This window comes from Starkeya nomas (assembly GCF_902703545.1).
GTDB lineage: Bacteria > Pseudomonadota > Alphaproteobacteria > Rhizobiales > Xanthobacteraceae > Ancylobacter > Ancylobacter moscoviensis.
This window is the reverse complement of sequence record NZ_CACSAS010000001.1, coordinates 2,804,407-2,826,168: the sequence shown is the minus strand read 5'-3', so window position 1 is coordinate 2,826,168 and position 21,762 is coordinate 2,804,407. Positions and strand designations below refer to the sequence as shown.

Here is a 21,762-nt window from a genome sequence, read left to right as displayed (position 1 = left end):
TCACTCGCCGCGCGCCGCGGCGATTTCCTTCTTGAGCTCGGCGATGCGCTCCGCGCCGTAGACCGCCTCCAGCTTCTGCCAGCCGACCTGGCCGATACGGGCGAACTCGGCCATGGCTTCCGGTGTCGGGGTGACAACCTCGACGCCGCCCACCTTGATCTTCTCGAGGAAGGCGGCATTGGCGGCGCGGTTGCGGGCGATGCCTTCCTGCGCCGCTTCCTCGGCGGACTGCTTGACGATCTTGCGCTGCTCCTCGCTCAGCCGGTCCCAGAAGCGCTTGCTGACGGTGATCGCTCCCATCGCGTAGACGTGGTTGGTCAGCGTCATGTATTTCTGGGCTTCGAACAGGCGCGAATTGAAGACGATGCTGGCGCCGTTGTCCTGGCCGTCCACGGTGCCCTGCTGCAAGGCGACGAAGAGGTTGGGCATGGGCATGGTGACCGCCTGCGAGCCCGCCGCCTCGAAGAAGCTGCGGATGGAAGCCGAGCCCGGCACGCGGACCTTGAGGTCCTTCAGGTCCTCGACCGTACGCACCGGATGCTTGGAATTGGTCACGGCGCGGAAGTCGAGCTCGAAATAGGCGAGCGCCACCATGTTGTGCTTGGCGAGCGTCTCGCCCAGCGTGCGCTGGAGGATCCCCTTCGGGTTGTAGAAGATCTTGTCGACCTCCTGGGTATTCGTCGCGATGTAGGGGAGGTAGTGGATGTCGAGCAGCGGATCGAGGCCGGTCAGCGAGCCGATGTTCAGGAAGGCGAATTCCACCGAACCCCGGCTGAGATCGCGCCCCAGCGCCTCGTCGCCGCCGATCTGGCTGTTCGGGAACACGGTGATGTCGATCTCGCCGTTGGTGCGTTCCTTGACGAGCCGCGCGAAGATCTGGCTCGCCTCGTCGGCGGCGTTGCCCTGCGCGAAGACGTGGCCGAGACGGGCCTTCTGAGCCAGTGCCGGCGACGAGACAGCGATGATGGATGCGGCCGCGAGGGCAGCGAGAACAAGCTTCTTCATGGTTTCCTCCCGGGAAACGGACGTCTTCGTTTTGTTTTTGATGGGAAGACGTCGGATTTTTCAGGTGTTGTGATCGATCACCACCGTTTTGGCGACGGTGTATTCCTTCAGGGCCTCGAAACCCTTCTCGCGACCGTGGCCGCTCTTGCGGAAACCGCCGAACGGCAATTCGATGCCGCCGCCGGCCCCATAGCCGTTGATGTAGATCTGGCCGGCGCGGATGCCCTTGGCCATCCGCATCTGACGGCCGCCGTCGCGGGTCCACACGCCCGCGATGAGGCCGTAATCGGTTCCGTTGGCGAGGCGCAGCACGTCGTCCTCGTCGTCGAACGGCAGGGCCGCCAACACCGGGCCGAACACCTCCTCGCGCGCCAGCTCATGCGCGCGCGGCACGAGGCCGAACAGGGTCGGCGGCACGAAATAGCCGGCCTTGCTGGCCTCGGGGTGGATCTGCCCCTGCGCGGCCACCTCGATCCCGTCGCGCGCGGCGCGGTCGAGGAAGCTCATCACGCGGTCGCGCTGGACCGCATTGATGACCGGTCCGCAATCGAGGTCCTGGCCGGGGAAGCCGACCTTCATCGACCCCATGCGGTCGGCGAGCTTGCGCATGAAGGGCTCGTAGATCGACCGCTCGATGAGCACGCGCGAGCCGGCCGAGCAGGTCTGCCCGGCATTCTGCACGATGGCGCCGATGATGACCTCGCACGCCCGGTCCTGATCGGCGTCGGCGAACACGATCTGCGGCGACTTGCCTCCAAGCTCCAGAACGCACGGAACATGGTTCCTCGCCGCCGCCGTCTGCACCAGCGTGCCGACTTCCGGCGAGCCGGTGAAGGAGAGGAAATCGATCCCGGCATGGCTGGAGAGGGCGGCGCCCGCCTCCTCGCCGAGGCCGGTGACGACATTGATGACGCCGGCCGGGAACCCGATCTCCTCGGTGAGCTCCGTGAAGCGCAGGCAGGAGAGCGAGGCTTCCTCGGCGGGCTTGAGGATGGCCGCGTTGCCGGCGGCGAGTGAGGCGCCGAGCGTGCGCCCGAACATCGAGGCCGGATAGTTCCACGGGATGATGTGCCCGGTGACGCCGCGCGGTTCGCGCAGCACCATCACCTGGTAGCCCGGCAGGAAGGGAATGGTGTCGCCATGGATCTTGTCGGCGGCGCCGCCGTAATATTCGAAGTAGCGGGCGGTGACGCGGATGTCGTTCCGGGCGAGCTTCATCGGCTTGCCGGTATCCGCGGCCTCGATCTCCGCGAGCTCCTCCAGCCGGTCGAGGATCAGCAGGCCGAGCCGGCTGAGCAGCCGTCCACGCTCCAGGGCCGCCATGGAGCCCCAGGCCGTCTCGAAAGCGAGGCGGGCGGCGGCGACGGCGCGATCGATGTCGGCGGCGCCGCCGCGCGCGATGCGCCCGATGGTTTCGCCGGTGCTCGGATCGATCACGCCGAGCGTGGCGCCCGAGGCCGGCTTCACCCAGCGGCCATCAATGAAAATCTCGTCGCGCCCCATCGGCATCCTCCGCACTCCTTTTTTGCGTTTGCGGGGATGCTCCTACGATTGGCCGGCCTTCGACAATGCCGAAAAACCATAAGTTCCGTTCGGGTTTTCCGAATGCTCGCCGCCGACTCGGGAGAGGAGGCCGAAGCGAACCGGGCGGCGGGCGGGCTCGCCCCCGGCCGCTCCGGTTGACGAAGCTCCCAGCACCATCGAGGTCGCTGGCCTGCCGGGAGATCAGTATGTCCCGATCATCCGCGAGGCTCATCGGTCCGTGACCGGGCATTCAGCGGATTACGCCGAACCAGTTCGTCGACCTGTTCCGGCGTGAGCAGCCGAGGCTGCCGGTCTTGCAGCAGGAAGAGCAGCTTTGCCGTCTCCTCGAGTTCCTCGGCCGCGTAGACCGCGCTTTCGAGATCCTTGCCGGCGACAACCGAACCGTGATTGGCCAGAAGGACGGCGGCGTGCCTTCCTTCCAGCTCCCGGATCATCTCGCCCATGGCCGGATCGCCCGGGCGTACATAGGGAAGCAGCCGCACCTTCCCGACCCGCATCACCACATAGGGCGTCAGCGGCGCGATGCAGTTCTCCGGGTCGATATCGGGAAGGCAGGACAGGACCGTTGCGTAAGTGGAATGCAGGTGCACCACCGCCCCGGTGGACGGCCGCGTCGCGTAGAAGGCCCGGTGCAGGAAGATCTCTTTCGAGGGGAGATCGCCGGACAGATGGCGTCCCTGGTGATCGAGCTTGCAGATGCGCTCTTCTTCAAGGAAGCCAAGGCATGCATTGGTTGGCGTGATCAGCAGCCCATCCTCGATCGCCACGCTGATATTGCCGGCTGAACCCACGGAATAGCCGCGCTCGAAGAGAGTGCGCGACAGGCGAACGAGGGATTGACGCGCCGCTTTCTCGCTCATCGTGCATCTGCTCCCGTGCCGGAGATCGCGTCGAGCGCCTTGGCGAAAAAGTCCTCGGCACCGAAATTGCCCGATTTGAGCGCCATGCCGAGCCCCGCTCCAGCCTCGCTCACCAGCACCGGGACGCCGGGATCGATCTCCGGGCCGATGCGGAAGGATGTGATGCCCAGCGCCGAAACCACGGCTCCCGAGGTCTCTCCGCCTCCCACGACGATGCGCCGGGTGCCGCTCTCGAAAAGCTCCTTCGCCGCCGAGGCAAACAGCGCATCGAGCGTATGGGCAACCGTTTCGCGTCCGTATTTCTTCTGCAGGGCGGCGACCTGGTCCGGGTCCGACGAGGAGTAGGCCAGCGGCGCGGTATCGCGATTGGCGCGGATGAACGCCACGATATCCTGCACGGTGAGGCGTCCCTCCATCACCTGATCGACATCGATGGCAAATACCGGGTGGCTCGCGCGATGACGCTCGATCTGCGCGCGGGTCGCCCGTGAACAGCTGCCGACGAGGATGGCCTCGGGACCCCCGATCCCATGGACGTCGGGGGTGCCGCCATGCGCGGCTCCCCGGCGGATGAAGTTGCGCGGCAGGCCAAGGGCGATACCCGAACCGCCCGTCAGCAGCCGAGCGTCCGCGCAGGCTTCGGCCAGGGCGAGAAGGTCGTCGTTGCGGATGGCATCGGCGATGACCAGCTGCTCGCCGCGCGCCGCCGCCGCGTCGAGCGCCGCACGCGTCGCCACGGTTCCGCGCTGGAGCGTGGGCCAGTCTATCAGCCCGACCGGCCCGGTGCCCTGCCGGGCCAGCCAGCGCCGCAGGTCAGGGTCGGTCATCGGATTGAGCGGGTGATGCTCCATGCCCGATTCATTGAGCAGCCGGTTCCCGACGAAGAGATGGCCCATGTAGACGCTGCGCCCCGCATCCGGAAAGGCGGGGCAGGCGATCACGCCCCTCACGTCCAGCCGCCGCGCCAGGGCCACGCCGACGGGGCCGATATTGCCCTCCGGCGTGGAATCGAATGTCGAGCAGTATTTGAAGACGATCTGCCGGCAGCCTTGCGCCAGCAGCCAGTCCAGCGCGGCGAGCGATTGCGCGACCGCTTCCGCCGCCGGAATGGAACGGCTCTTCAGCGAGATGACGCCGGCTTCGACATCCGCGGCCGCGGGCGCCGCCGGCACCCCGAGATACTGCACCGTGCGCAGGCCCCCTTCCGGGGCGATACCCTTGGCGATGGTGTTGGCGATGTCGCTCGCCCCGGTGAAATCATCCGCAATAACGCCCAGGAGCATTCGTTCCCTCCGGTACAGACAAGGGGTGCCGGCTTAGCATCAACGATTCTGACGCGCGCGGCGGCGGCGCGCATATTCGGCCAGACCGACCGTCGCGATCAGCATCGTCCCGTTGAACAGGGGCTCGACGAAGAAAGGCGCGCCAAGCTGGCTGAGCCCGGTGACGGCGACGGCGAGGACGGCGACGGCGAGAAGCGTGCCTCCGACATTCGCGCGCCCCGGCCGCACCGAGGTGACGCCAAGGAGGGCGCCGGTGAAGGCCGGCAACAGCATCTCCTGTCCCACCGTGCTCTGTCCCACGAGAAGCTGCGCCTGCAGAATAATGCCGGCGAAGGCGGCGATGACGCCGGACGCGGTAAAGGCGAGGGTCACGTAGAGGGGCGAATTGATGCCCATCAATACCGCCGCGCGCGGATTGTCGCCGATGATGTAGAGATACCGCCCCACAGGCAAATATTCGAAGGCGATCCAGAGCACGAGGGCAATGACCAGCACGTACAGGATCGCCACCGGAATTCCGATGCCCGGGAGCATGCCCGACAGAGCGACGAAGTCCGGGGGAAGGATGCCGATCACCTGCTGGCCGCCGGTGTACCACTGGTTCAGCCCCAGCAGCACCGTGCCCGAACCGAGCGTGGCGATGAAGGAACTGATGCCCGCACGGCTGACCAGCAGCCCATTGATGCAGCCGACCAGGGCCCCGCCGGCCAGGATGATCAGCGCGGCCACCTGCCAGGACAGCCCCTGCTGGGTCTGCAGCCCGTTCGCCAGAACCTGCGCGAAACCGAGAACCGACGCCACCGACAGGTCGAAGTGATTGGCCGCCAGCGGGATCATCACGGCAAAGGCAAGCAGCGCGTAGATCGAGCGCGAGTTCAGCAGCGAATTGAAGGTGAAGCTGGTGAGGAACGTATCGCCCTTCAACACGGAGAAGAGCAGAAACAGTGCCACGAGAAGGATGAGCAGCCCCCACGAGGACAGGGCGTGTTGCAGGCGGCTGCCGGAAGAATGCGCGACCATGGAGGACATGCGTGTTTCTCAGTGAGGATTCGAGCTCTGACTGGCGGCTAGTGCGGTAAGCGCGGGAACGGAGAGTTCCGCGCGCGGGACCTCGCGGGCGATCCGGCCTCGATTGAACACGAGCGCGCGGTGGGAGATTCCCGCCACTTCTTCCATGTCCGAAGAGATGAGCAGCACCGAGGTGCCCGCGTCGAGCGCCTTCTGGAACAGGGCATAGATCTCGGCCTTGGCGCCGACATCCACGCCGAGCGTCGGCTCCTCCAGCACGATCAGGCGCCGGTTGGCGACGAGCCAGCGCGCGACGATGATCTTCTGCTGGTTGCCACCGCTCAAATTGGCGATGACGGCCTCGCTATCGCGTGGACGCACCGAGAAGCGGTCGATCACGTCCCTTGTCCGCGCATGTTCCCGGGCCGGCATGACCGGTGCCCAGGGATGGCCGCCCGTCAGCAGGACGTCGGGGAAGAGGTTCTCGCGGACCGTCAGTCCGTTGGCGAGGCTTTCCTCGCGCCGCTTGCTGGAGACGAAGCCGATGCCACGCCGCGCCGCATCGCAGGGCGTTTGGAGATGGAGAGGCTCGCCGTCGAGCCAAACCCGCCCGCCGCTGATAGCGAGATCGCCGAACAGGGCCCGCCCGATCGCCTCCTGCCCGGCCCCGCGCAGGCCGACGAGGCCGAGCACCTCCCCGGCCTGAAGCCGGAAGGAGACGGGTCCCGCCGAGCCGGCACGCAGATTCTCGACTTCGAGAACCGTCGCCCCGCTCTCGGCGACCGGCGTCACGAAGACTTCTTCGAGCGGACGCCCGACGATCCGGTGCACCAGCCCGGCCGCATCGAGTGCCGCGATCGGCTCCGAACAGACCCGCCGGCCGTTGCGCAGCACGGTAACGCGGTCGGCGATGCGGAAGACCTCGTCCAGGCGATGCGTGACGTAGAGCACCGCCACGCCTTCCTCACGCAAGCGCCGGACGCATTCGAGCAGCCTGGCGACGTCGCTTTCGGGCAGTGCCGCGGTGGGCTCGTCCAGCACGACGACATCGACATGCAGGGCGAGCGCGCGGGCGATCGCCACGATGGCCTTGTCCGCCGCCGTGAGGTCGCCCACCACCTGCCCGGGATCGATGTCGGAGCCGAGGACCCGCAGGGCCTCGACCGCCGCGCGCCACGTGGCGCTCCAGTCGATCAATCCGAACCGCCAATGGTACCCGGCGATGAGCGCCACGTTCTCCGCGACGGTCATCGTGTCGACGAGGCCGAGATCCTGATGGATGAAGGCGATGGGCAGGCGGCCGGCGGCGGGGCGCACGACCTGCCCATCCAGCCGGATCTCGCCGCCATCCGGTGCGTAGACACCGGCCAGCATCTTGATCAGGGTCGACTTGCCGGCGCCGTTCTCGCCGAGCAGCGCGTGGACTTCGCCCCGATGGAGATCGAGATCGACGTCATCCAGTGCCTGCGTGCCGAGGAAGCGCTTGCTCCAGCCGCGTATCGCGACCAGCGGTGCGTCGGCGGCGCCAGCATCGCCACGAGCCTCCCCGGCATGGGCGCCAATGGAAGCCGCGGAGGCCGTCACTTCACGCCCCAGAGCTCGAGATAGCGTTCGGCGAAGTTGTTGTCCGGGACATAGGTGTTGTCCTTGCCGCCCTGGACGTCGACGTTGGTCGCCGTCACGAGGTAAGGCGGCGGAACGGTTCCGCTCGGCTCCTGCTTGTGGAAGGCGCGGTTGAGCTCGTCGACGGCCTGGTAGCCGAGATAGGCGTTCGGCTCGGCGACGGTGACGGTCTGGTATTCCTTGCCGCCGCGAATGCGCGAATAGGCGGACTTCGTTCCGTCCGAGCCGACCAGGAAGACTTTCGAGGGATCGACGCCCCCCGCCTTCAGCGCGGGAACCTGGAAGTCCAGCGTGTAGTCGGCAATGGCGGTGATGTAGAGCGGCAAGCCGTATTTCTGCACCCAGGACGCGACGAGCTGCGGCTGCCGCTGCGCCGCCTCGACCAGCGGCGTGTTGGAGAATTCGACCACCTTGCAATCCGGGCATTGCTCCAGCCGGTCCTTGACCGCGGTGGCCTTGACCATGGCGATGGCGTATTCACCGCTGGTCGTCACCACGACATTGGCCTTGCCGCCGGAATGGGCGATCACCCAGTCCGCCTGCGCCCTGCCAATGGAAGCTGGGTCTTGCTGGATATTGGTGAAAAGCCCCAGTTCCGGCTGCGGTCCCGCCGTCCCGGCGGCATGGATGCCGACCACCGGGATGCCCAGTTCGTTGGCCTGCCTGATGGGGGCTGCGAGGCTCCGGGCATCCGCGCTCGTCACGATGCCGTCGACCTTGAGCGAAATCGCCTGGTTCATCCCGGAGAGCCAGCTCACCGGGCTGCCGCGACCGTCGATGATGGTGACCTTCCAGCCGGCTTTGCCGGCGGCCTCAGCCAAGGCCTGGCCCCACTGGCGCTCGCCGTCGTTCTGCTCGTTGGCCGAGAGATACGCGATGTGCTTGCCGGGCTCGACCTTCGGCGCCGATGCCGGGCCGGTCCAGGCGGTTTTGGTCGCGCCAAGGCGTTCCACATTGGCCTTCGCGTCGGCGACGATGTCGTCGGCATGCGCCGACGCCGCGCCGCATGCGATCACCGAAGCAAGCATCAGCGCGGGAAGAGCGGGCGATGAACGTTTCATGTTTCCTCCAAGCGATCGTTCCGGACGCGCCTCCCGCAACGGGATTGCGCCTTCTGTTCTTTTGATCTGGCGGCCACGGCGGAACGTTTTCGCCGGGCCTCGCCCACGTCGGAAGCGGCTCGTCTGACGCCGCGCCAGCGCATGGCTATGCTAGCGATAGCTGGTATGATAGGTCAATAGTCTCGAAGCTGGTCACAGAGATAACGATGGCGGTATGCCGCCACCTCGCCATGCGTCCCGACCAACTCATGAGGAAGACGCCCTTGCCTGACTTTCCGATCATCGACAGCCATGTGCATCTCTATGACGTCGATCGGCTGAGCTACAGCTGGCTGGCCTCTCGTCCCGCCATTAATCACTCGCATTTCGTGCCGGACTATCTGGCGCAGTGCGGCGAGACGCGGGTGGAGAAGCTCGTCTTCGCCGAGGTGTGGATCGATGCGCATCTGAACCTTCAGGAGGCGGAGTGGGTGAGCGAGCAGGCGGCGCGCTATCCCGTGATCCAGGGGATGATCGCCGCCGCGCCGCTGGAAAGGGGCGCCGGCGTCGAGGCGGACCTCGATGTCCTCGCCCATCATCCCACGCTCCGGGCCATCCGCCGGATTACCGAGCTCGAGGCGGACCCGGCCTATTGTCTGCGGCCCGATTTCATCGAGGGGGTACGACGGCTCGGCGAGCGCGGACTGGTCTGCGACATCTGCGTCTTCCACTTCCAGCTATCCGCCGTCGTCGAGCTGGTGCGCCTGTGTCCCGGCACGACATTCGTGCTCGACCATATCGGCAAGCCCGGCATCCGCGCCGGGTTGCTGGATCCCTGGCGGGACGACATGGCCCGGCTCGCGCGCCTGCCGAACGTGACGGTGAAGATTTCCGGCGTCGTTACCGAAGCCGACCATGGCGCCTGGACGCGGCAGCAGCTGCGGCCGTATCTCGACCACGCCATTGCCAGCTTCGGCTTCGATCGGGTGCTCTACGGCAGTGACTGGCCGGTGGTGAACCTTGCCAGCAGCCATGCCGAATGGCTCGATATCGTCGACGATCTCGTCTCCGGCTGCTCGCTCGAGGAGCGGCGCAAGCTCTATCGGGACAATGCCCTGCGCCTCTACCGTCTGTGAGCGGAATCAGCGCCGGGCGCTCTGCCAGTACAGCGACGCGACCGAGTCCAGATGCTCATGCATGGCCGATTCGGCCGCGTCGGGGTCATGCGCGGCGATCGCTTCATAGATGCGCTCATGGAAGGCGAAGGCCTTCTGCTTGGCGCGGGCGACCCGCAGCGAGACATTGCGCTGTTCCGACAGCCACTGCACCACTGCCTGATGCACGCCATTGAACAGAGGATTGTTGGCGACGAGCACAATCTCGTAGTGAAAGGCGACATCGGACTTCTCGAAGGCGTCCATGTCCGACAGGTCGCGCTTGTTCCGCGCGAGCGCCCCGCCGATCCGGGCAATGTCGGCCTCCGTCGCCTCGCGGGCGGCATGGCGCGCGAGTGCCATTTCAAGATGCATGCGCGCATTCTGGAAATGACGCACACCTTCCGGATTGGCGATGTAGGATCGCACGGAGGTCGACAATTCCTGAATGAAATGATGGGCATCGGGGCGGGCAACGCGAGCGCGCTCACCATTGGTGATCGACACCAGCCCAGCTTTCTGCAGCGATAGAAGAGCCTCGCGGATCGCCGGCCGGCCAACCTGGAACTGCTCCATGAGGTCGCGTTCGGAGGGCAGCATGTCGCCTTCCGCCAGCGTGCCGTCGAGCATCATCTGCTGCAGCCTCTGGGCAACGTCCTCGTAGATGCGGCGCCTGCGGATCGGTTGGATATCGAGCACGGTCACTCCTCTTTCGGTATAAAAGGATCACCGAAGCAGTGAGCGCTGTCAACCGCGGCCGACTCATGGAAAAGACCCATAAATCAACTGATTGCCTTCACTGAGCCCGCAGGGCGCGTGGGGGCGATTGACGTTGCTTCACCCCTATGTTTAACCTTTCATACCATTAGGTGCTTTGCAGAGCCTCGCGACCTTGGGGGAGCGGAGGTCAGGATTCCCGCCATGCCCCGCCTCGACTTCGCCGCGTCGATCGCCGATCTGCGCCTTCTCGCTCGCGCCCGTCTGCCGCGGTCGGTCTTCGAATTCATCGACGGCGGTGCCGCGGATGAGTACACGCTGAAGGCGAACAGCGACGATTTCGGCGCCTTTCGATTGATGCCCGATGTGGGAGTGGACGTCGCCCTGCGGTCAAGCGCGACGACCGTGGTCGGCAAGCCTTCCCGCCTGCCGCTGGTCCTCGCGCCGACCGGCCTTGCCGGTCTTTACTGGCCGAAGGGCGAGATCGCCGCGGCCCGTAGCGCCGCTCGCGCGGGTATTTCCTTCTGCCTGTCGACCAATTCGGTCGCGTCGATGGAAGAGGTCGCCGATGCCGTGCCGGAGGTGGATCGCTGGTTCCAGCTCTACTTCCTCAAGGATCCCGACCTCATGCGCTCCATGGTGGAGCGGGCAAGGGCCAGCGGCTACCGCGTCCTGTGCATTACGCTCGACCTCGCGGTGCAGGGGCGGCGCGATCGCGATATCCGCAATGCCTTCACCGTGCCGCTCAAGCCACGCCTGACCACGGTGCTGGAGGTGCTGGCCCGACCGGCCTGGCTTGCCGGCTTCCTGCGCGCGCCCATACGCTTCGGCAATTTCGCGGCCGCCGCGCCGCAGGGGGGCTTCAGCAGCATCGCCCAGCACATTGCCAAGCTCTGCGATGCGTCGGCGGACTGGGACACCGTTGCGCGCTTGATCGAGCTCTGGGATGGGCCGGTCGTGGTGAAGGGCCTGCTCAACCCGCGCGACGCCGAGCGCGCCGTCGCGCTGGGCGTCGACGCGATCATCGTCTCGAACCACGGCGGACGCCAGCTCGACCGCGTGCCTTCCGCCATCGCCGCACTGCCCGCCATTGCCGCAGCCGTGGCGGGACGGACGCAGATCATCCTCGATGGCGGCGTGCGACGCGGCATCGACATCGCCATTGCCCGCTGCCTCGGTGCCGATGCCTGCATGATCGGCCGCCCCTTCCTGTGGGGCCTCGCCGCCGCCGGCGAGGCGGGCGTCACGCGAGCGCTCGATATATTGCGCGACGAGCTGGACATCGCGATGGCCCTGCTGGGCGTCACGTCCATGGACGCCTTTTCCGCCGGACATCTGTGGCGCAACGAGACCGCGCGCTGAGGCGCGGCCTTTCCCAAGGCGGCCTTTCCCAAGGCGGCATTGCCCATGCAGGAACGGCCGCCCTTGCGGGCGGCCGTCGCAACCTATCCGAGATAGTGCGGCCCCGGCGGCGCTCTCACCCCTTCGGCCGCCCCTGCTTGCGAAGCCCCTTGAGCATCTCCACGCCGTCGGACAGTGCCTTCTGGAACAGCAGGTGATCGAGGCCGTAGGCGATGATGTCGAAGCCATGCTTCCAATAGGCTTCCGCCCATACGGAATCGAGCGCCATGAAGCCGGCGGGCTTGCCATTGCGATGAGCGGCGGCCACCACCTTCTCGATTCCCCTGAGATAGGCGGGGTGATCGAACTCGGCCGGGATCCCCATCGAGTTGGTCAGGTCGAAATGCCCGACCCAGAGAACGTCGACCCCCTCGACCGCCGCGATCTCGTCGACATTGTCGAGGCCGGCCGCCGTTTCGATCTGGCAGATGACGAGGTTGCGCTCGCGGCTGGCCTTCATCTTCTCCGCGGGATGGCCGCCGCGATAATCATCATGGGCGATGCCGAAAGCGGCGCCGCGGCGACCGTGCGGCGGATAATTGGCGCTCGACACGATCCGCTCGGCCTGCTCGCGCGTCTCGACCATGGGGACCATCACGCCATGGGCGCCCATGTCGAAGGCGCGCGCGACGAAATGGTATTCCCCCGCCGGCACCCGCACGAGAGGCGCCACGCCCAGCCCGCGACATCCCGCGAACTGGACCTTCATCGTCTCGAAGCCGGCTCCCGAATGCTCCATGTCGTAGAGGATGAAATCCGAGCCGGTCGCGGCCACGATGGCGGGCAGGCCCGGCGAGAAGAACTCGATCACCATGGGGCCGAACAGCCCGCCCTCATCCGCGAGCTTCTTCCTCAGGCCGGACGCGATGTCACGCGACGATGTCTTGGACATGTCTCCCTCTTCACTTGCTGTTCTGGTGGCAGGCATAGCTGCGGACCGTCTTGTGCCTCACGAGAGGCGCCGTAAGCGCGTCGAATTCGATGAAATGCGGGCTCGCCAGGTGGTCGCGAAACGCCGCCTCGCTATCGTAAATCTCGTAGAGCGCGACCGCACCCTCTCCCTCGACCGGGACGAGCACGTCGAAGCGCTGGCAGCCGGTTTCGCTGCGCACGGATTCGGCCGCGTTTTCCTTCACCAGCATCATGAACCGGCCGAGATTCTCAGCCGCCACATCGAATTCGACCCAGATCACATAAGACAAGGCGACACTCCCCACGCAAACCCGTCGACAGGCGGCCGCGCTCTCCGGCCAGAGTGCCGGGAAGCGGCCAACCGGATGGCGGGTGCCCTCTGTTGGTATGAAAGGATGAACATGATTTTGAAGACTGTCAAATGATCCATGCCGTCGACCACGGAGCGTCGCGGGGGCGGAGACGGGCTGGCCGGGAGGGCGCCCTTTCGTATTAGTGAGTTGTTTTCATTGAAAATTATTCCAATCCAGGAATAGGGCGGTGGATGTCTTTGCCTTCCGCGACCAATCACGTCTTGACGACACGTAAGATAAACAATTAGCCTTTCATACCAATAAGGAGCGCCATTCAATCACGCGCATCCAATTGGGAGGAAACCAATGTCCTTACGCCATCTCGCCTTGGCCGGCTGCCTGGCCGCCAGCCTTGTCACCCCGGCGGCCGCTCAGCAGGTGCGCGAGCTGCGCCTGGGTTCGCCCTGGCCGTCCGCCAGCACCGTTCACGCCGCACTGCCGGTGTTTGCCGAGGCGGTGGAGCGCGAGAGCAAGGGGGCGATCAAGGTGCGCGTCTATCCCGACAGCCAGCTCGGGGACATCCAGTCGCTCATCAACGGCGTCCAACTCGGGACGGTCGACATGACCTACCTGGCCATCGGCAATGCCGGCGTGCTCAAGGGCGGCGCCCCGCTCAACGTGGCTTACGTACCCTACCTGTTCAAAAGCAAGGAGGGAGCGGAGAAGGTCGTCAACAGCCCGGTATTCCAGGAGCTGTACGACAATCTGGCAAAGGAATCGGGCGTCCGGATCTTTGCCGTTTACGGGGCGCGCTCGCCTCGTGCGGTGCAGAACCGCGTCCGGCCGGTCACCAAGCCGGAGGACCTGAAGGGCCTGAAGATCCGCATCCCTCCGATCGAGGGCATTCGGATCGCCTTCGAGAAGATGGGCGCGAAGCCGGTCGTGCTGGGGCTGGGAGACACGTACAACGCGATCGAGCGCGGCCAGGTCGACGGACACGAGAACGGCATCGACGCCGCCGTAGGCTACAAATGGTACGAAGTCGCCAAGTTCTTCACGCCGACCGACCACATCTATGAGACCGGCGCCTTCTACATCAACGAGAAGCTCTGGCAGTCCCTGACGAAGGAAGAGCAGGAGATCTTCATCAAGGCCGCCAAGGAAGGCGGCGCCGCCATGACAAAGGCGGGCGAGAAGGTCGACGCGGAGGGCGCGAAGATATTCGCCGAGAATGGCGTCCAGGTCTCCCAGCCCGACAAGGCTGCGTTCGAGGCGGCTCTCACCGACGTCTACAAGCGCCTCGAAGGCCGCGTCTGGCCCGAGGGTCTCGTCGAGCGCATCCGCGCCATTCCCCAGTAAGTCCTCCTCCTGAGACTTCGGGTGCCGGATCGCCGGCACCCGCTTTTTTCCGGCTACGAGGTTGTGTCCATGTCTTTCGACGATGTCGAACGCATCGTGCTGAAGGTCTCGGGCTATGTCGCCCGAATCGTCGATCTGTTGATTGCCGTGGTCGTGGGGGCGTTGCTCGTTCTCGTCACGTCCCAGTTCATCGATCGCAATTACGTGACCCTTTGGTACGACTCACCCGAAGAATATGTGAAGATCGGCCTCGTCTGGCTGTGTTTCCTCGGCTTCGTGCGCGCATCGGCGACAGGTGAGACGATCCGTATCACTTTCGCTCAGGACATGCTGTCGCCGGGGATGCAGCGAATTATCGCCATTCTACTGGATGTCCTGCTCCTTGTGGTCGTGGCTTTCCTGGCCTGGAAGAGCTGGATCATGATCCAGACGGCCCGTATGCAGATCATTCTGGGAACCGACCTTACTCTGGACGTTCCGGTCTTCGGAATGCTCGCGGGCTTTGGCCTCCTCGTCCCCCTCGTCTTCTGGCGTCTGGTTCGCGCGCTGGCCGGGCGGCCGCACATGCCTGACGCCCATCCGGTGATCGAGGACTGAGCGGCATCATGAATCTCCTCTTCCTTTCCTTTGTCGGCCTGCTCCTTCTCGGCATGGAGGTCGGCTTCGCGATGATCGTCGCGGCGTGGCTCGGCCTTGAATTCAAGGCCGGTCCGGCGGTCGACGCCATCATGCTCCCGACGTCGATGCTGGGCGGCATCAGCCTTTATGCGCTGGTGCAGATTCCCCTGTTCATCCTCGCCGGCGAGGTCATGAACAGGGGTGGCATCACCCGTCGCCTCGTCGAGGTCTCCTCGGCGTGGATCGGCCAGCGCCGGGGGAGCCTCGGGCACGTCGGTATCCTGTCGAACCTCATGCTCTCGGGCATTTCGGGCTCCGCCGTGGCGGATGCCGTCGCAACCGGCAAGGCACTGATTCCCGAGATGCGCGCCAAGGGATATGGCGCCGGCTATTCGGGCGCCGTCATCGCCTCCGGTGCATTGCTTGGCCCGATCATCCCGCCGTCGATCCCGATGGTCGTCTACGCGCAGATCGCCAATGTCTCGGTCGCCAAGATGTTCCTGGCCGGCGTTCTGCCGGGCCTTCTTCTGGCGGCGGGGTTCCTCGTCATCTGCAGCCTCATCGGCAAGCGTCGCGGCCTGCCGCGCGAGCCGGCGATGAACTGGCGGGCGAAAGGCAAGGTGACGGTGCGGGCAGTCTGGGCGCTGCTCATGCCGATCATCATTCTGGTCGGCATCCGCATGGGCCTGATGACCGATACGGAGATCGCGGCCATCGCGGTGATCTACGCGCTGCTCGTGGGGTTCTTCGTCTATCGCACGATGAAGCTGCGCGATCTGCCGGCCATCCTGATGTCGGCCGGTCGTTCGAGCGCGGTGATCCTCTTCCTCCTGGCCGCTGCTGCGCCCTTCTCCTGGCTCGTGGCGGAAAGCCAGATCAGCGAACATCTCGTCGAGATGATCCGTCAGATCACCGACAACCCGCACCTCATCCTGCTGATCATCAACGTCCTGCTGCTTCTGGTCGGGCTGGTCCTGGAGCCGCTGCCGGCCATGGTGATCTTCCTGCCCGCCCTCCTGCCGCTCGCCGCGGAACTCGGCATCGACCCGATTCATTTCGGCGCGGTCGTCGTCGTCAATCTGATGATCGGGCTGCTGCATCCCCCGATCGGCCTGCTCCTGTTCGTCGTGTGCAGCATCGACCGGCTGCCTTTCATGGCGGTGGCGCGCGAGGTGCTTCCCTTCCTCGCCTGGTCGATCATGGTGCTGGTCCTGATAATCTTCTTCCCGCCGCTCACCGTGTGGTTGGGCCTGGGCCTCTGATCAGGACGCAATCCGGCCTTCTCCTCATCGAGGAGTGAGGGCTTCTGTGGATGCCGCATGTCTCTCGTACATCCGAGAGGCATGCGGCTTTCCCATGCCGCCGGGCGGATCGGCAAAGGCGGGGAGACCGTTCAATCTCCCGATCCGCCACGCGCCGGCTGGTCCGCCGAACCCCGCCGCGGGCCTATGTCCCATGAAAGTCCAGCCCCTCCCGTGGTAGCCTGCATATAATATATAGCCGGCTACAAGAGTCCGGCTTGGGCGGGTCGAGGGTTCTCGGCTTCGTGGCAGAGGTAAGCCGCCGGGATGGCCGAAGGCGGCATGGCGCAAAGCCGGCCCGGACCTGGCCGAAGAGCCCGGTCAGGCGGCAACGGCCTTGTTCCTGCGGAAAGCCGATTTCAGCCTTCACGGACGGCGGAACCCGCATGCCATGCCCGCCCGCTCATTCATCCTGATTGGTTGACTAGTCAGGTTGGTGGCGTTAGGACCTTTGGCAGGTTGGACAACCGGCGAGGGTGCAATGACGGCGCAGGCAAGGACCGGCGGCTACAGGCTCGGCGTGGATATCGGCGGTACCTTCACCGACATCGTGGTGATCGACGCCCACGGCACGGTCTTCTCGAAGAAGCTGCTCTCGACCCCTCACGACTATTCCGAGGGCATCGAGGCCGGCGTGCGCGACCTGCTCGCGGAACTCGGGGTTCCGGCCGGCGACATCGTGGAGTTCGTCCATGCGACCACCGTGGCGACCAACACCATCATCGAGCGCAAGGGCGCCCGGGTGGCTCTGGTGACCACCGAGGGCTTCCGCGACGTGCTGGAGATCGCCCGGTTCCGCACGCCGCGCCTCTACGACATCCGGTACCGCAAGCACGATCCGCTGGTTTCGCGCGAGCTGCGCTTCGAAGTGGCCGGACGGCTCGGCGCCGACGGCGAGGAGGTGTCGCCGCTCGACGAGGCCGCGCTGGACGGCATCGCCGAGGCCATCCGGACCTCCGGCGTCGAGTCGGTCGCCGTGACCTTCATCAACGCCCATGTCGATCCCCGGCACGAGGCGCGCGCGGCTGCCCTGCTGCGCGAGCGCCTGCCCGGCCTGATGATCACCGCCTCCAGCGAGCTGGTGCCGCAACAGGGCGAGTATGAGCGCACCTCCACCACGGTGGTGAACGCCTATCTGCGGCCGATCGTGACCGCCTATGTCCGCTCGCTGCAGCGCCGGCTGGACCATATGGGCATCACCGCGCCGCTGATGATCATGCAGTCTTCCGGCGGCATCGCCCCGGCGGCGCTGGTGGCGGACCAGCCGATCACGATCATCGAGAGCGGCCCGGCGGCGGGCGTGCTGGGCAGCGCCCGGCTGTCCCGGCATCTCGATCTCGGCGACGTGCTGGTGTTCGACATGGGCGGCACCACGGCCAAGGCAACGCTGACGGAGGCCGGCGACTACACCGTCTCGCCGGAGACCGAAGTGGGCGGCGGCCCGATGCTGGGCGCGCGCATGGTGCGCGGCGCCGGCTATCCGGTTCAGGTGCCCACCATCGACATCGCCGAGGTCGGCGCCGGCGGCGGCAGCCTCGCCGCCAATGACGGCGCCGGCGGCCTGCTCGTCGGCCCGCGCAGCGCCGGCTCGACGCCCGGCCCGATCGCCTACCGGCGCGGCGGCACCCAGCCGACCGTGACCGACGCCAATCTGGTGCTCGGCTATCTCAATCCCGGCGTTCTGGTCGGCGGCGAGCTCACCCTCGACACCGACGCGGCACGACGGGCCTTCGGCGACCTCGCCGCGAGCCTGCGGCTGGAGGCGACCGAGACGGCGGAAGGCGTGCATCGCATTGCGAATGCCACCATGCTGCGCGCCATCCGCAGCGTCAGCTCGGAAAAGGGGCGGGACCCCTCGCAGTTCACCCTGCTGGCGATCGGCGGCAACGGGCCGGTGCACGCCTGCTCGCTCGCCGAGGACGCCGGCATGGACAAGGTGGTCATCCCTCCGGTGGCCGGCCTGTTCTCGGCGCTCGGCATGCTGTTCGCCGATGTCGAGCACCAGCTCGTCGCCTCCTTCTATCGCCGCTTCGACGAGACGCGCGGCAGCGACCTCGCCGAGGCGACGGCCGGGCTGGTGGCGCGCGGCCGCGACCTGCTGGCCACCCAGGGCTTCGCCGGCGCGGCACAGGACATAAGGGTGCTGGTCGACGTGAAGTATGCCGGCCAGACCGCGCCGCTCACCGTCGAGCTCGACGCCGGCCCCGCCGCCTTCGAAGGCGCCACGCCCGCGGTCGCCGCCGATCCGGTCTTCGCCGAGATCGCGGAGAAGTTCCACGCGCTGCACGACCAGACCTTCGGCTATGCCTCGCCGCAGGAGCCGCTGCAGTTCGTCGCCCTGCGCGCGATCTGCCGCGGCGTGCCGGAGGCGCCGCGCATGCCCGGCCAGTGCCTGCGCGGCAACGAGAAGGTGCCGCCGGCGGTCGACCGCGAGGCGCATTTCGCCGGCCATGGCTGGCACCGCGCCCAGGTGCTGGGCCGCGCCGCGCTGCCGGATGCGGCGGGGGACTGGCGCCCCGGCCCGATCATCGTCGAGGAATACGACACGACCTGCGTGATCCCGCCCGGCTGGGAAGCGCGCCGTGACGGCTGGAACAACATCCACGCCCGGCGCGTGGGCTGAGGGAGGCGAGAATGACCGAGATCAACCCGATCCGCCGTGAGCTCCTGAAGAACGCGCTCGTCACCATCGCCGACAACGCGCTGGTGATGGTGACGCGCACCGCGCGCACCGCCAATGTGAAGAACTCGATGGACTTCTCCTCCGCCATCTGCACGGCGGCGGGGGCGCTGGCCGCGCAGGGCATGGCGGTGCCAGTGCATCTCGGCGTGGTGATGCCCGCGCTCAAGGGCTGCATGGATCATTTCGGCGCCGACATCGCCGAAGGCGACGTGCTGGCCTCCAACGATCCCTATTCCGGCTGCTCCCACCTCAACGACATCTTCACCTTCAAGCCGATCCATGTGGACGGCCGGCGGGTCGCCTTCGTCTCGCTGGTGCTGCACCACACCGATCTCGGCGGCCGCGTCGCCGGCGGCAACGCCGCCGACAGCCAGGAGATCTGGGAGGAGGGGCTGCGCATCCCGCCGGTGAAGCTGCGCGACGCCGGCCGCGAGAACGCGGCGGTGTTCGGCATCATCGCCTCCAATTCGCGCGTGCCGGACCGGGTGATCGGCGACCTGCGCGCCCAATTGGCCGCGCTCGACGAGGCCGGCCGCGAGGTGGAGGCCATCGCCCGCCGGATGGGGGCGGACGCCTTCGACGCCTATCTCGCCGACCTCATCCGCCATGCGGAGGAGCTGACGCGCGGCGCCATCGCCGCCCTGCCGGACGGCAGCGTCGAATTCGAGGAGTGGAATGACGATGACGGCGCCGGCCATGGGCCGATCCGCCTGCATTGCCGCCTCACCAAGCGCGGCGACGAGGTGGAGGTCGACTATTCCGGCACCCAGGACGACACCGGCGGCGCCGTGCACTGCAACTGGGAATTCGCCGTCTCCTGCACCTATGCGGCCCTGCGCACCGTGCTGCCCGAAGAGGTGCCGAACAATGCCGGCCTCTATCGCCCGATCAAGGTGATCGGCCGGCCCGGCAGCTTCGTGAGCGTGCAATATCCCGCCGCCGTCGGCTCGCGCGGTCAGATCGGCTTCCGGCTGCGCTCCATCGTGCTCGGCGCGCTGGCGAGGCTGCTGCCGGGGCGCATGCCGGCCTGCGCCGGCGGCTCAGAATTCGCCATCGTCGCCTCCGGCGTGCAGAAGACGGCCGAGGGCGCCAGCCGGCGCTTCCTGCATCTGGAGTTCCACAACAATACCGGCCTCGGCGGCGGCCCCGATGCCGACGGGCAGGATGCCGGCCCCTACTGCATCGGCAACCTCGCCAATGTGCCGGTCGAGCTCATCGAGAGCGAGAATCCGATCCGCGTCGAGCGCTACGCGTTCATCCCGGATTCCGGCGGCGACGGCCAGTATCGTGGTGCTCTGGGGTTGCGGCGCGACTACCGTTTCCTCACCGACGGCGTGCGCGTGCAGGTCCGCTCCGACCGCTACACCTCGCGGCCCTGGGGCATCTTCGGCGGCGGCCCCGGCGCCGGCGGGCGCCTCGTCGCCAACCCGGGCACCGCGCGGGAGGAGGCACTGCCCTCGAAGTTCATCCGCGGCTTCGGCGCCGGCGACGTGCTGAGCGTCACCATGGCGGCGGCCGGCGGCTATGGCCCTGCCGAGCAGCGCGACCGGGCGGCGATCGAGGCGGACATCCGCCAGGGCAAGATGACGCCGGCCCATGCCGCGCGCGTCTATGGCTACCGGGCCGAGGCGTCCGATCCGGAACAGGCGGCATGACCGGCCGGGGGGAGTTCCCCGGCGTGCCGGTGACGCGCGTGGCGCACGCCGCCAATGCCCGGCTGGTCGGCGCCGCCGATGCGCGCGCGCGCCTGCTCACTCCGGCGCTGCTGGTCGAGCAGGACGTGCTCGACGCCAACATCGCGGCGATGCAGGCGCGTTGCGACCGTGCCGGCGTGGCGCTGCGCCCGCATGCCAAGGCGCATAAATGCGTGGAGATCGCCCGCCGCCAGCTGGCCGCCGGCGCGGCCGGGCTGTGCGTGGCGACGCCGGGCGAGGCGGAGGTCTTCGCCCGTGCCGGGCTGCCGGACCTGCTGCTCACCTCCACCTTCGCGCCGGGGCCGGCGCTGGAGCGGCTGGCCGACGTGGCGACGCTGTGCCGACTGACGCTAGCGCTCGACGCGCCGCAGACCGCGCGGGCGCTGGCGGCGGCGGCCCGCACTCGTGGCATCCGCATTCCCGTGCTCGTCGATCTCGAGATGGGCCGCCACCGCGCCGGGGCGGAGGGGCCGCAGGCGGTCGCGGCGCTGGCGGGAGTGATCGCGGAGGAGGAGAGCCTCGTCCTCTGCGGCCTTCAGGCCTATGCGGGGCACCTGTCGCATCAGGCGGACGCCCGGCAGCGCGGCCTCGGCGCGCAGGAAGCCGCCGCGCGCATCCATGCCGCCCGCGAGGCGCTGAGCCCGTTCATGGGCGACATCAGGCCGGCGGTGACGGGCGGCAGCACCGGCGCCTTCGTGCAGGAGCTGGCGAGCGGCGTCTATACCGAGTTCCAGTGCGGCAGCTACGCGCTGATGGATGTCGAATACGACCTCGTCGATCCCGACGGCTCGGGGCGGCCGGCCTTCCCCGCCAGCCTGTCCGTCGCGGTGCGGGTGACCAGCGCCAATGCGCCGGGCCTCGCCACCACCGATGGCGGCGAGAAGCGTTTCGCCGCCAAGCACGGCACCGCGCCACGCATCATGCGCGGCGCGCCGGCCGGCGCCTCCTACCGGCCCTCGAGCGATGAGCACGGCACGGTGACGCTGCCGGAAGGGGCGCGCCTGTCGCCGGGCGACCTGATCGAGCTCGAAGTGCCGCACTGCGACCCGACGGTGAACCTTTACGATTTCATCCATGTCATGCAGGGCGACAAGCTGGTCGCGATCTGGTCGGTGGACGCCCGCGGGGCGTAGTCCCGCCGGAACTGCGGGGAGCGACCGGCCTTCGGCTCAAATGCATAATTGACTATACTGGGCCTTGCCGGTTCGCCGCGCCGGCACTTGCTCACACGCAGCATCGGGAATGCCGGGCATCGTGCCGGGGCCG

General features: G+C 67.1%; 18 protein-coding genes. 8 read left to right on the top strand and 10 right to left on the bottom strand.

All coding sequences use genetic code 11. The annotated features are described in order from the left end of the window. The 7 genes from STARVERO_RS13525 to STARVERO_RS13495 form a co-directional block, all read right to left on the bottom strand. A complete protein-coding gene (locus tag STARVERO_RS13525; RefSeq protein ID WP_159599411.1) occupies nt 1-1,005 on the bottom strand; it encodes a TRAP transporter substrate-binding protein in 1,005 nt (334 codons plus the stop codon). A gap of 60 nt (nt 1,006-1,065) precedes the next feature. Beyond that, a complete protein-coding gene (locus tag STARVERO_RS13520; RefSeq protein ID WP_200837800.1) occupies nt 1,066-2,514 on the bottom strand; it encodes an aldehyde dehydrogenase family protein in 1,449 nt (482 codons plus the stop codon). Between the two features lie 230 nt (nt 2,515-2,744). After that, entirely contained in the window at nt 2,745-3,410 is a 666-nt protein-coding gene (gene otnC / locus STARVERO_RS13515) for a 3-oxo-tetronate 4-phosphate decarboxylase (protein ID WP_159599409.1), read from the bottom strand. Continuing rightward, a complete protein-coding gene (gene otnK / locus STARVERO_RS13510) occupies nt 3,407-4,693 on the bottom strand; it encodes a 3-oxo-tetronate kinase (protein ID WP_159599407.1) in 1,287 nt (428 codons plus the stop codon). Before otnK ends, otnC begins: the two co-directional genes overlap by 4 nt. Before the next feature lie 39 nt (nt 4,694-4,732). Then, nucleotides 4,733-5,722, bottom strand: a complete 990-nt coding sequence (locus STARVERO_RS13505) for an ABC transporter permease (RefSeq protein WP_144344447.1) — start codon at nt 5,720-5,722, stop codon at nt 4,733-4,735. 9 nt (nt 5,723-5,731) lie between these two features. After that, nucleotides 5,732-7,285 carry a sugar ABC transporter ATP-binding protein gene (locus STARVERO_RS13500; RefSeq protein WP_308677621.1) on the bottom strand — a complete coding sequence of 518 codons (1,554 nt, stop codon included), beginning with the start codon at nt 7,283-7,285 and terminating at the stop codon, nt 5,732-5,734. Further along, on the bottom strand, nt 7,282-8,385 hold the full coding sequence (locus STARVERO_RS13495) for a substrate-binding domain-containing protein (protein WP_159599406.1): 1,104 nt from the start codon (nt 8,383-8,385) through the stop codon (nt 7,282-7,284). Before STARVERO_RS13495 ends, STARVERO_RS13500 begins: the two co-directional genes overlap by 4 nt. A gap of 263 nt (nt 8,386-8,648) precedes the next feature. Between STARVERO_RS13495 and STARVERO_RS13490 the strand changes: the two genes are divergently transcribed. Further along, nucleotides 8,649-9,500, top strand: a complete 852-nt coding sequence (locus tag STARVERO_RS13490) for an amidohydrolase family protein (protein ID WP_159599405.1) — start codon at nt 8,649-8,651, stop codon at nt 9,498-9,500. A 6-nt stretch (nt 9,501-9,506) separates the two neighbouring features. On the opposite strand, the gene STARVERO_RS13485 is transcribed toward STARVERO_RS13490, so the two are convergent. Next, a complete protein-coding gene (locus tag STARVERO_RS13485; protein WP_144344450.1) occupies nt 9,507-10,217 on the bottom strand; it encodes an FCD domain-containing protein in 711 nt (236 codons plus the stop codon). A 222-nt stretch (nt 10,218-10,439) separates the two neighbouring features. Between STARVERO_RS13485 and STARVERO_RS13480 the strand changes: the two genes are divergently transcribed. After that, nucleotides 10,440-11,597, top strand: coding sequence for an alpha-hydroxy acid oxidase (locus tag STARVERO_RS13480; protein ID WP_159599404.1), 1,158 nt, complete (start codon nt 10,440-10,442; stop codon nt 11,595-11,597). A gap of 115 nt (nt 11,598-11,712) precedes the next feature. Here the strand turns inward: STARVERO_RS13480 and STARVERO_RS13475 are convergent, their stop codons facing one another. Both STARVERO_RS13475 and STARVERO_RS13470 read right to left on the bottom strand, forming a co-directional pair. After that, nucleotides 11,713-12,528: an HpcH/HpaI aldolase family protein gene (locus STARVERO_RS13475; RefSeq protein ID WP_200837798.1), complete on the bottom strand. Its 816-nt coding sequence runs from the start codon at nt 12,526-12,528 to the stop codon at nt 11,713-11,715. Between the two features lie 10 nt (nt 12,529-12,538). Continuing rightward, a complete protein-coding gene (locus STARVERO_RS13470; RefSeq protein ID WP_244616913.1) occupies nt 12,539-12,829 on the bottom strand; it encodes a putative quinol monooxygenase in 291 nt (96 codons plus the stop codon). A gap of 378 nt (nt 12,830-13,207) precedes the next feature. On the opposite strand from STARVERO_RS13470, the gene STARVERO_RS13465 reads away from it, so the two are divergent. The 6 genes from STARVERO_RS13465 (at nt 13,208) to STARVERO_RS13440 (ending at nt 21,629) form a co-directional block, all read left to right on the top strand. Then, nucleotides 13,208-14,200: a TRAP transporter substrate-binding protein gene (locus tag STARVERO_RS13465; protein WP_159599403.1), complete on the top strand. Its 993-nt coding sequence runs from the start codon at nt 13,208-13,210 to the stop codon at nt 14,198-14,200. 69 nt (nt 14,201-14,269) lie between these two features. After that, a complete protein-coding gene (locus STARVERO_RS13460) occupies nt 14,270-14,797 on the top strand; it encodes a TRAP transporter small permease (protein WP_159599402.1) in 528 nt (175 codons plus the stop codon). Nucleotides 14,798-14,805: 8 nt separating this feature from the next. Further along, the gene (locus tag STARVERO_RS13455) at nt 14,806-16,080 is read left to right on the top strand and encodes a TRAP transporter large permease (protein WP_159599401.1); all 1,275 of its coding nucleotides are present in this window, start codon (nt 14,806-14,808) and stop codon (nt 16,078-16,080) included. A gap of 520 nt (nt 16,081-16,600) precedes the next feature. Beyond that, the gene (locus STARVERO_RS13450; RefSeq protein WP_159599400.1) at nt 16,601-18,742 is read left to right on the top strand and encodes a hydantoinase/oxoprolinase family protein; all 2,142 of its coding nucleotides are present in this window, start codon (nt 16,601-16,603) and stop codon (nt 18,740-18,742) included. An 11-nt stretch (nt 18,743-18,753) separates the two neighbouring features. Continuing rightward, the gene (locus STARVERO_RS13445; RefSeq protein WP_159599399.1) at nt 18,754-20,457 is read left to right on the top strand and encodes a hydantoinase B/oxoprolinase family protein; all 1,704 of its coding nucleotides are present in this window, start codon (nt 18,754-18,756) and stop codon (nt 20,455-20,457) included. Next, complete coding sequence (locus STARVERO_RS13440; RefSeq protein ID WP_159599398.1) at nt 20,454-21,629, top strand: alanine racemase; 1,176 nt, start codon at nt 20,454-20,456, stop codon at nt 21,627-21,629. The genes STARVERO_RS13445 and STARVERO_RS13440 overlap by 4 nt, the downstream gene beginning before the upstream one ends. Nucleotides 21,630-21,762 lie beyond the last annotated feature (133 nt).

Bases quoted from the DNA above. Each gene is read 5' to 3' on its own strand.
- STARVERO_RS13465 (WP_159599403.1), top strand. From the start codon at position 13,208: ATGTCCTTACGCCATCTCGCCTTGGCCGGCTGCCTGGCCGCCAGCCTT.
- STARVERO_RS13440 (WP_159599398.1), top strand. From the start codon at position 20,454: ATGACCGGCCGGGGGGAGTTCCCCGGCGTGCCGGTGACGCGCGTGGCG.
- STARVERO_RS13505 (WP_144344447.1), bottom strand. From the start codon at position 5,722: ATGTCCTCCATGGTCGCGCATTCTTCCGGCAGCCGCCTGCAACACGCC.
- STARVERO_RS13475 (WP_200837798.1), bottom strand. From the start codon at position 12,528: ATGTCCAAGACATCGTCGCGTGACATCGCGTCCGGCCTGAGGAAGAAG.
- STARVERO_RS13445 (WP_159599399.1), top strand. From the start codon at position 18,754: ATGACCGAGATCAACCCGATCCGCCGTGAGCTCCTGAAGAACGCGCTC.
- STARVERO_RS13495 (WP_159599406.1), bottom strand. From the start codon at position 8,385: ATGAAACGTTCATCGCCCGCTCTTCCCGCGCTGATGCTTGCTTCGGTG.
- STARVERO_RS13450 (WP_159599400.1), top strand. From the start codon at position 16,601: ATGACGGCGCAGGCAAGGACCGGCGGCTACAGGCTCGGCGTGGATATC.
- otnK (WP_159599407.1), bottom strand. From the start codon at position 4,693: ATGCTCCTGGGCGTTATTGCGGATGATTTCACCGGGGCGAGCGACATC.
- STARVERO_RS13460 (WP_159599402.1), top strand. From the start codon at position 14,270: ATGTCTTTCGACGATGTCGAACGCATCGTGCTGAAGGTCTCGGGCTAT.
- STARVERO_RS13520 (WP_200837800.1), bottom strand. From the start codon at position 2,514: ATGCCGATGGGGCGCGACGAGATTTTCATTGATGGCCGCTGGGTGAAG.
- STARVERO_RS13455 (WP_159599401.1), top strand. From the start codon at position 14,806: ATGAATCTCCTCTTCCTTTCCTTTGTCGGCCTGCTCCTTCTCGGCATG.
- otnC (WP_159599409.1), bottom strand. From the start codon at position 3,410: ATGAGCGAGAAAGCGGCGCGTCAATCCCTCGTTCGCCTGTCGCGCACT.
- STARVERO_RS13480 (WP_159599404.1), top strand. From the start codon at position 10,440: ATGCCCCGCCTCGACTTCGCCGCGTCGATCGCCGATCTGCGCCTTCTC.
- STARVERO_RS13525 (WP_159599411.1), bottom strand. From the start codon at position 1,005: ATGAAGAAGCTTGTTCTCGCTGCCCTCGCGGCCGCATCCATCATCGCT.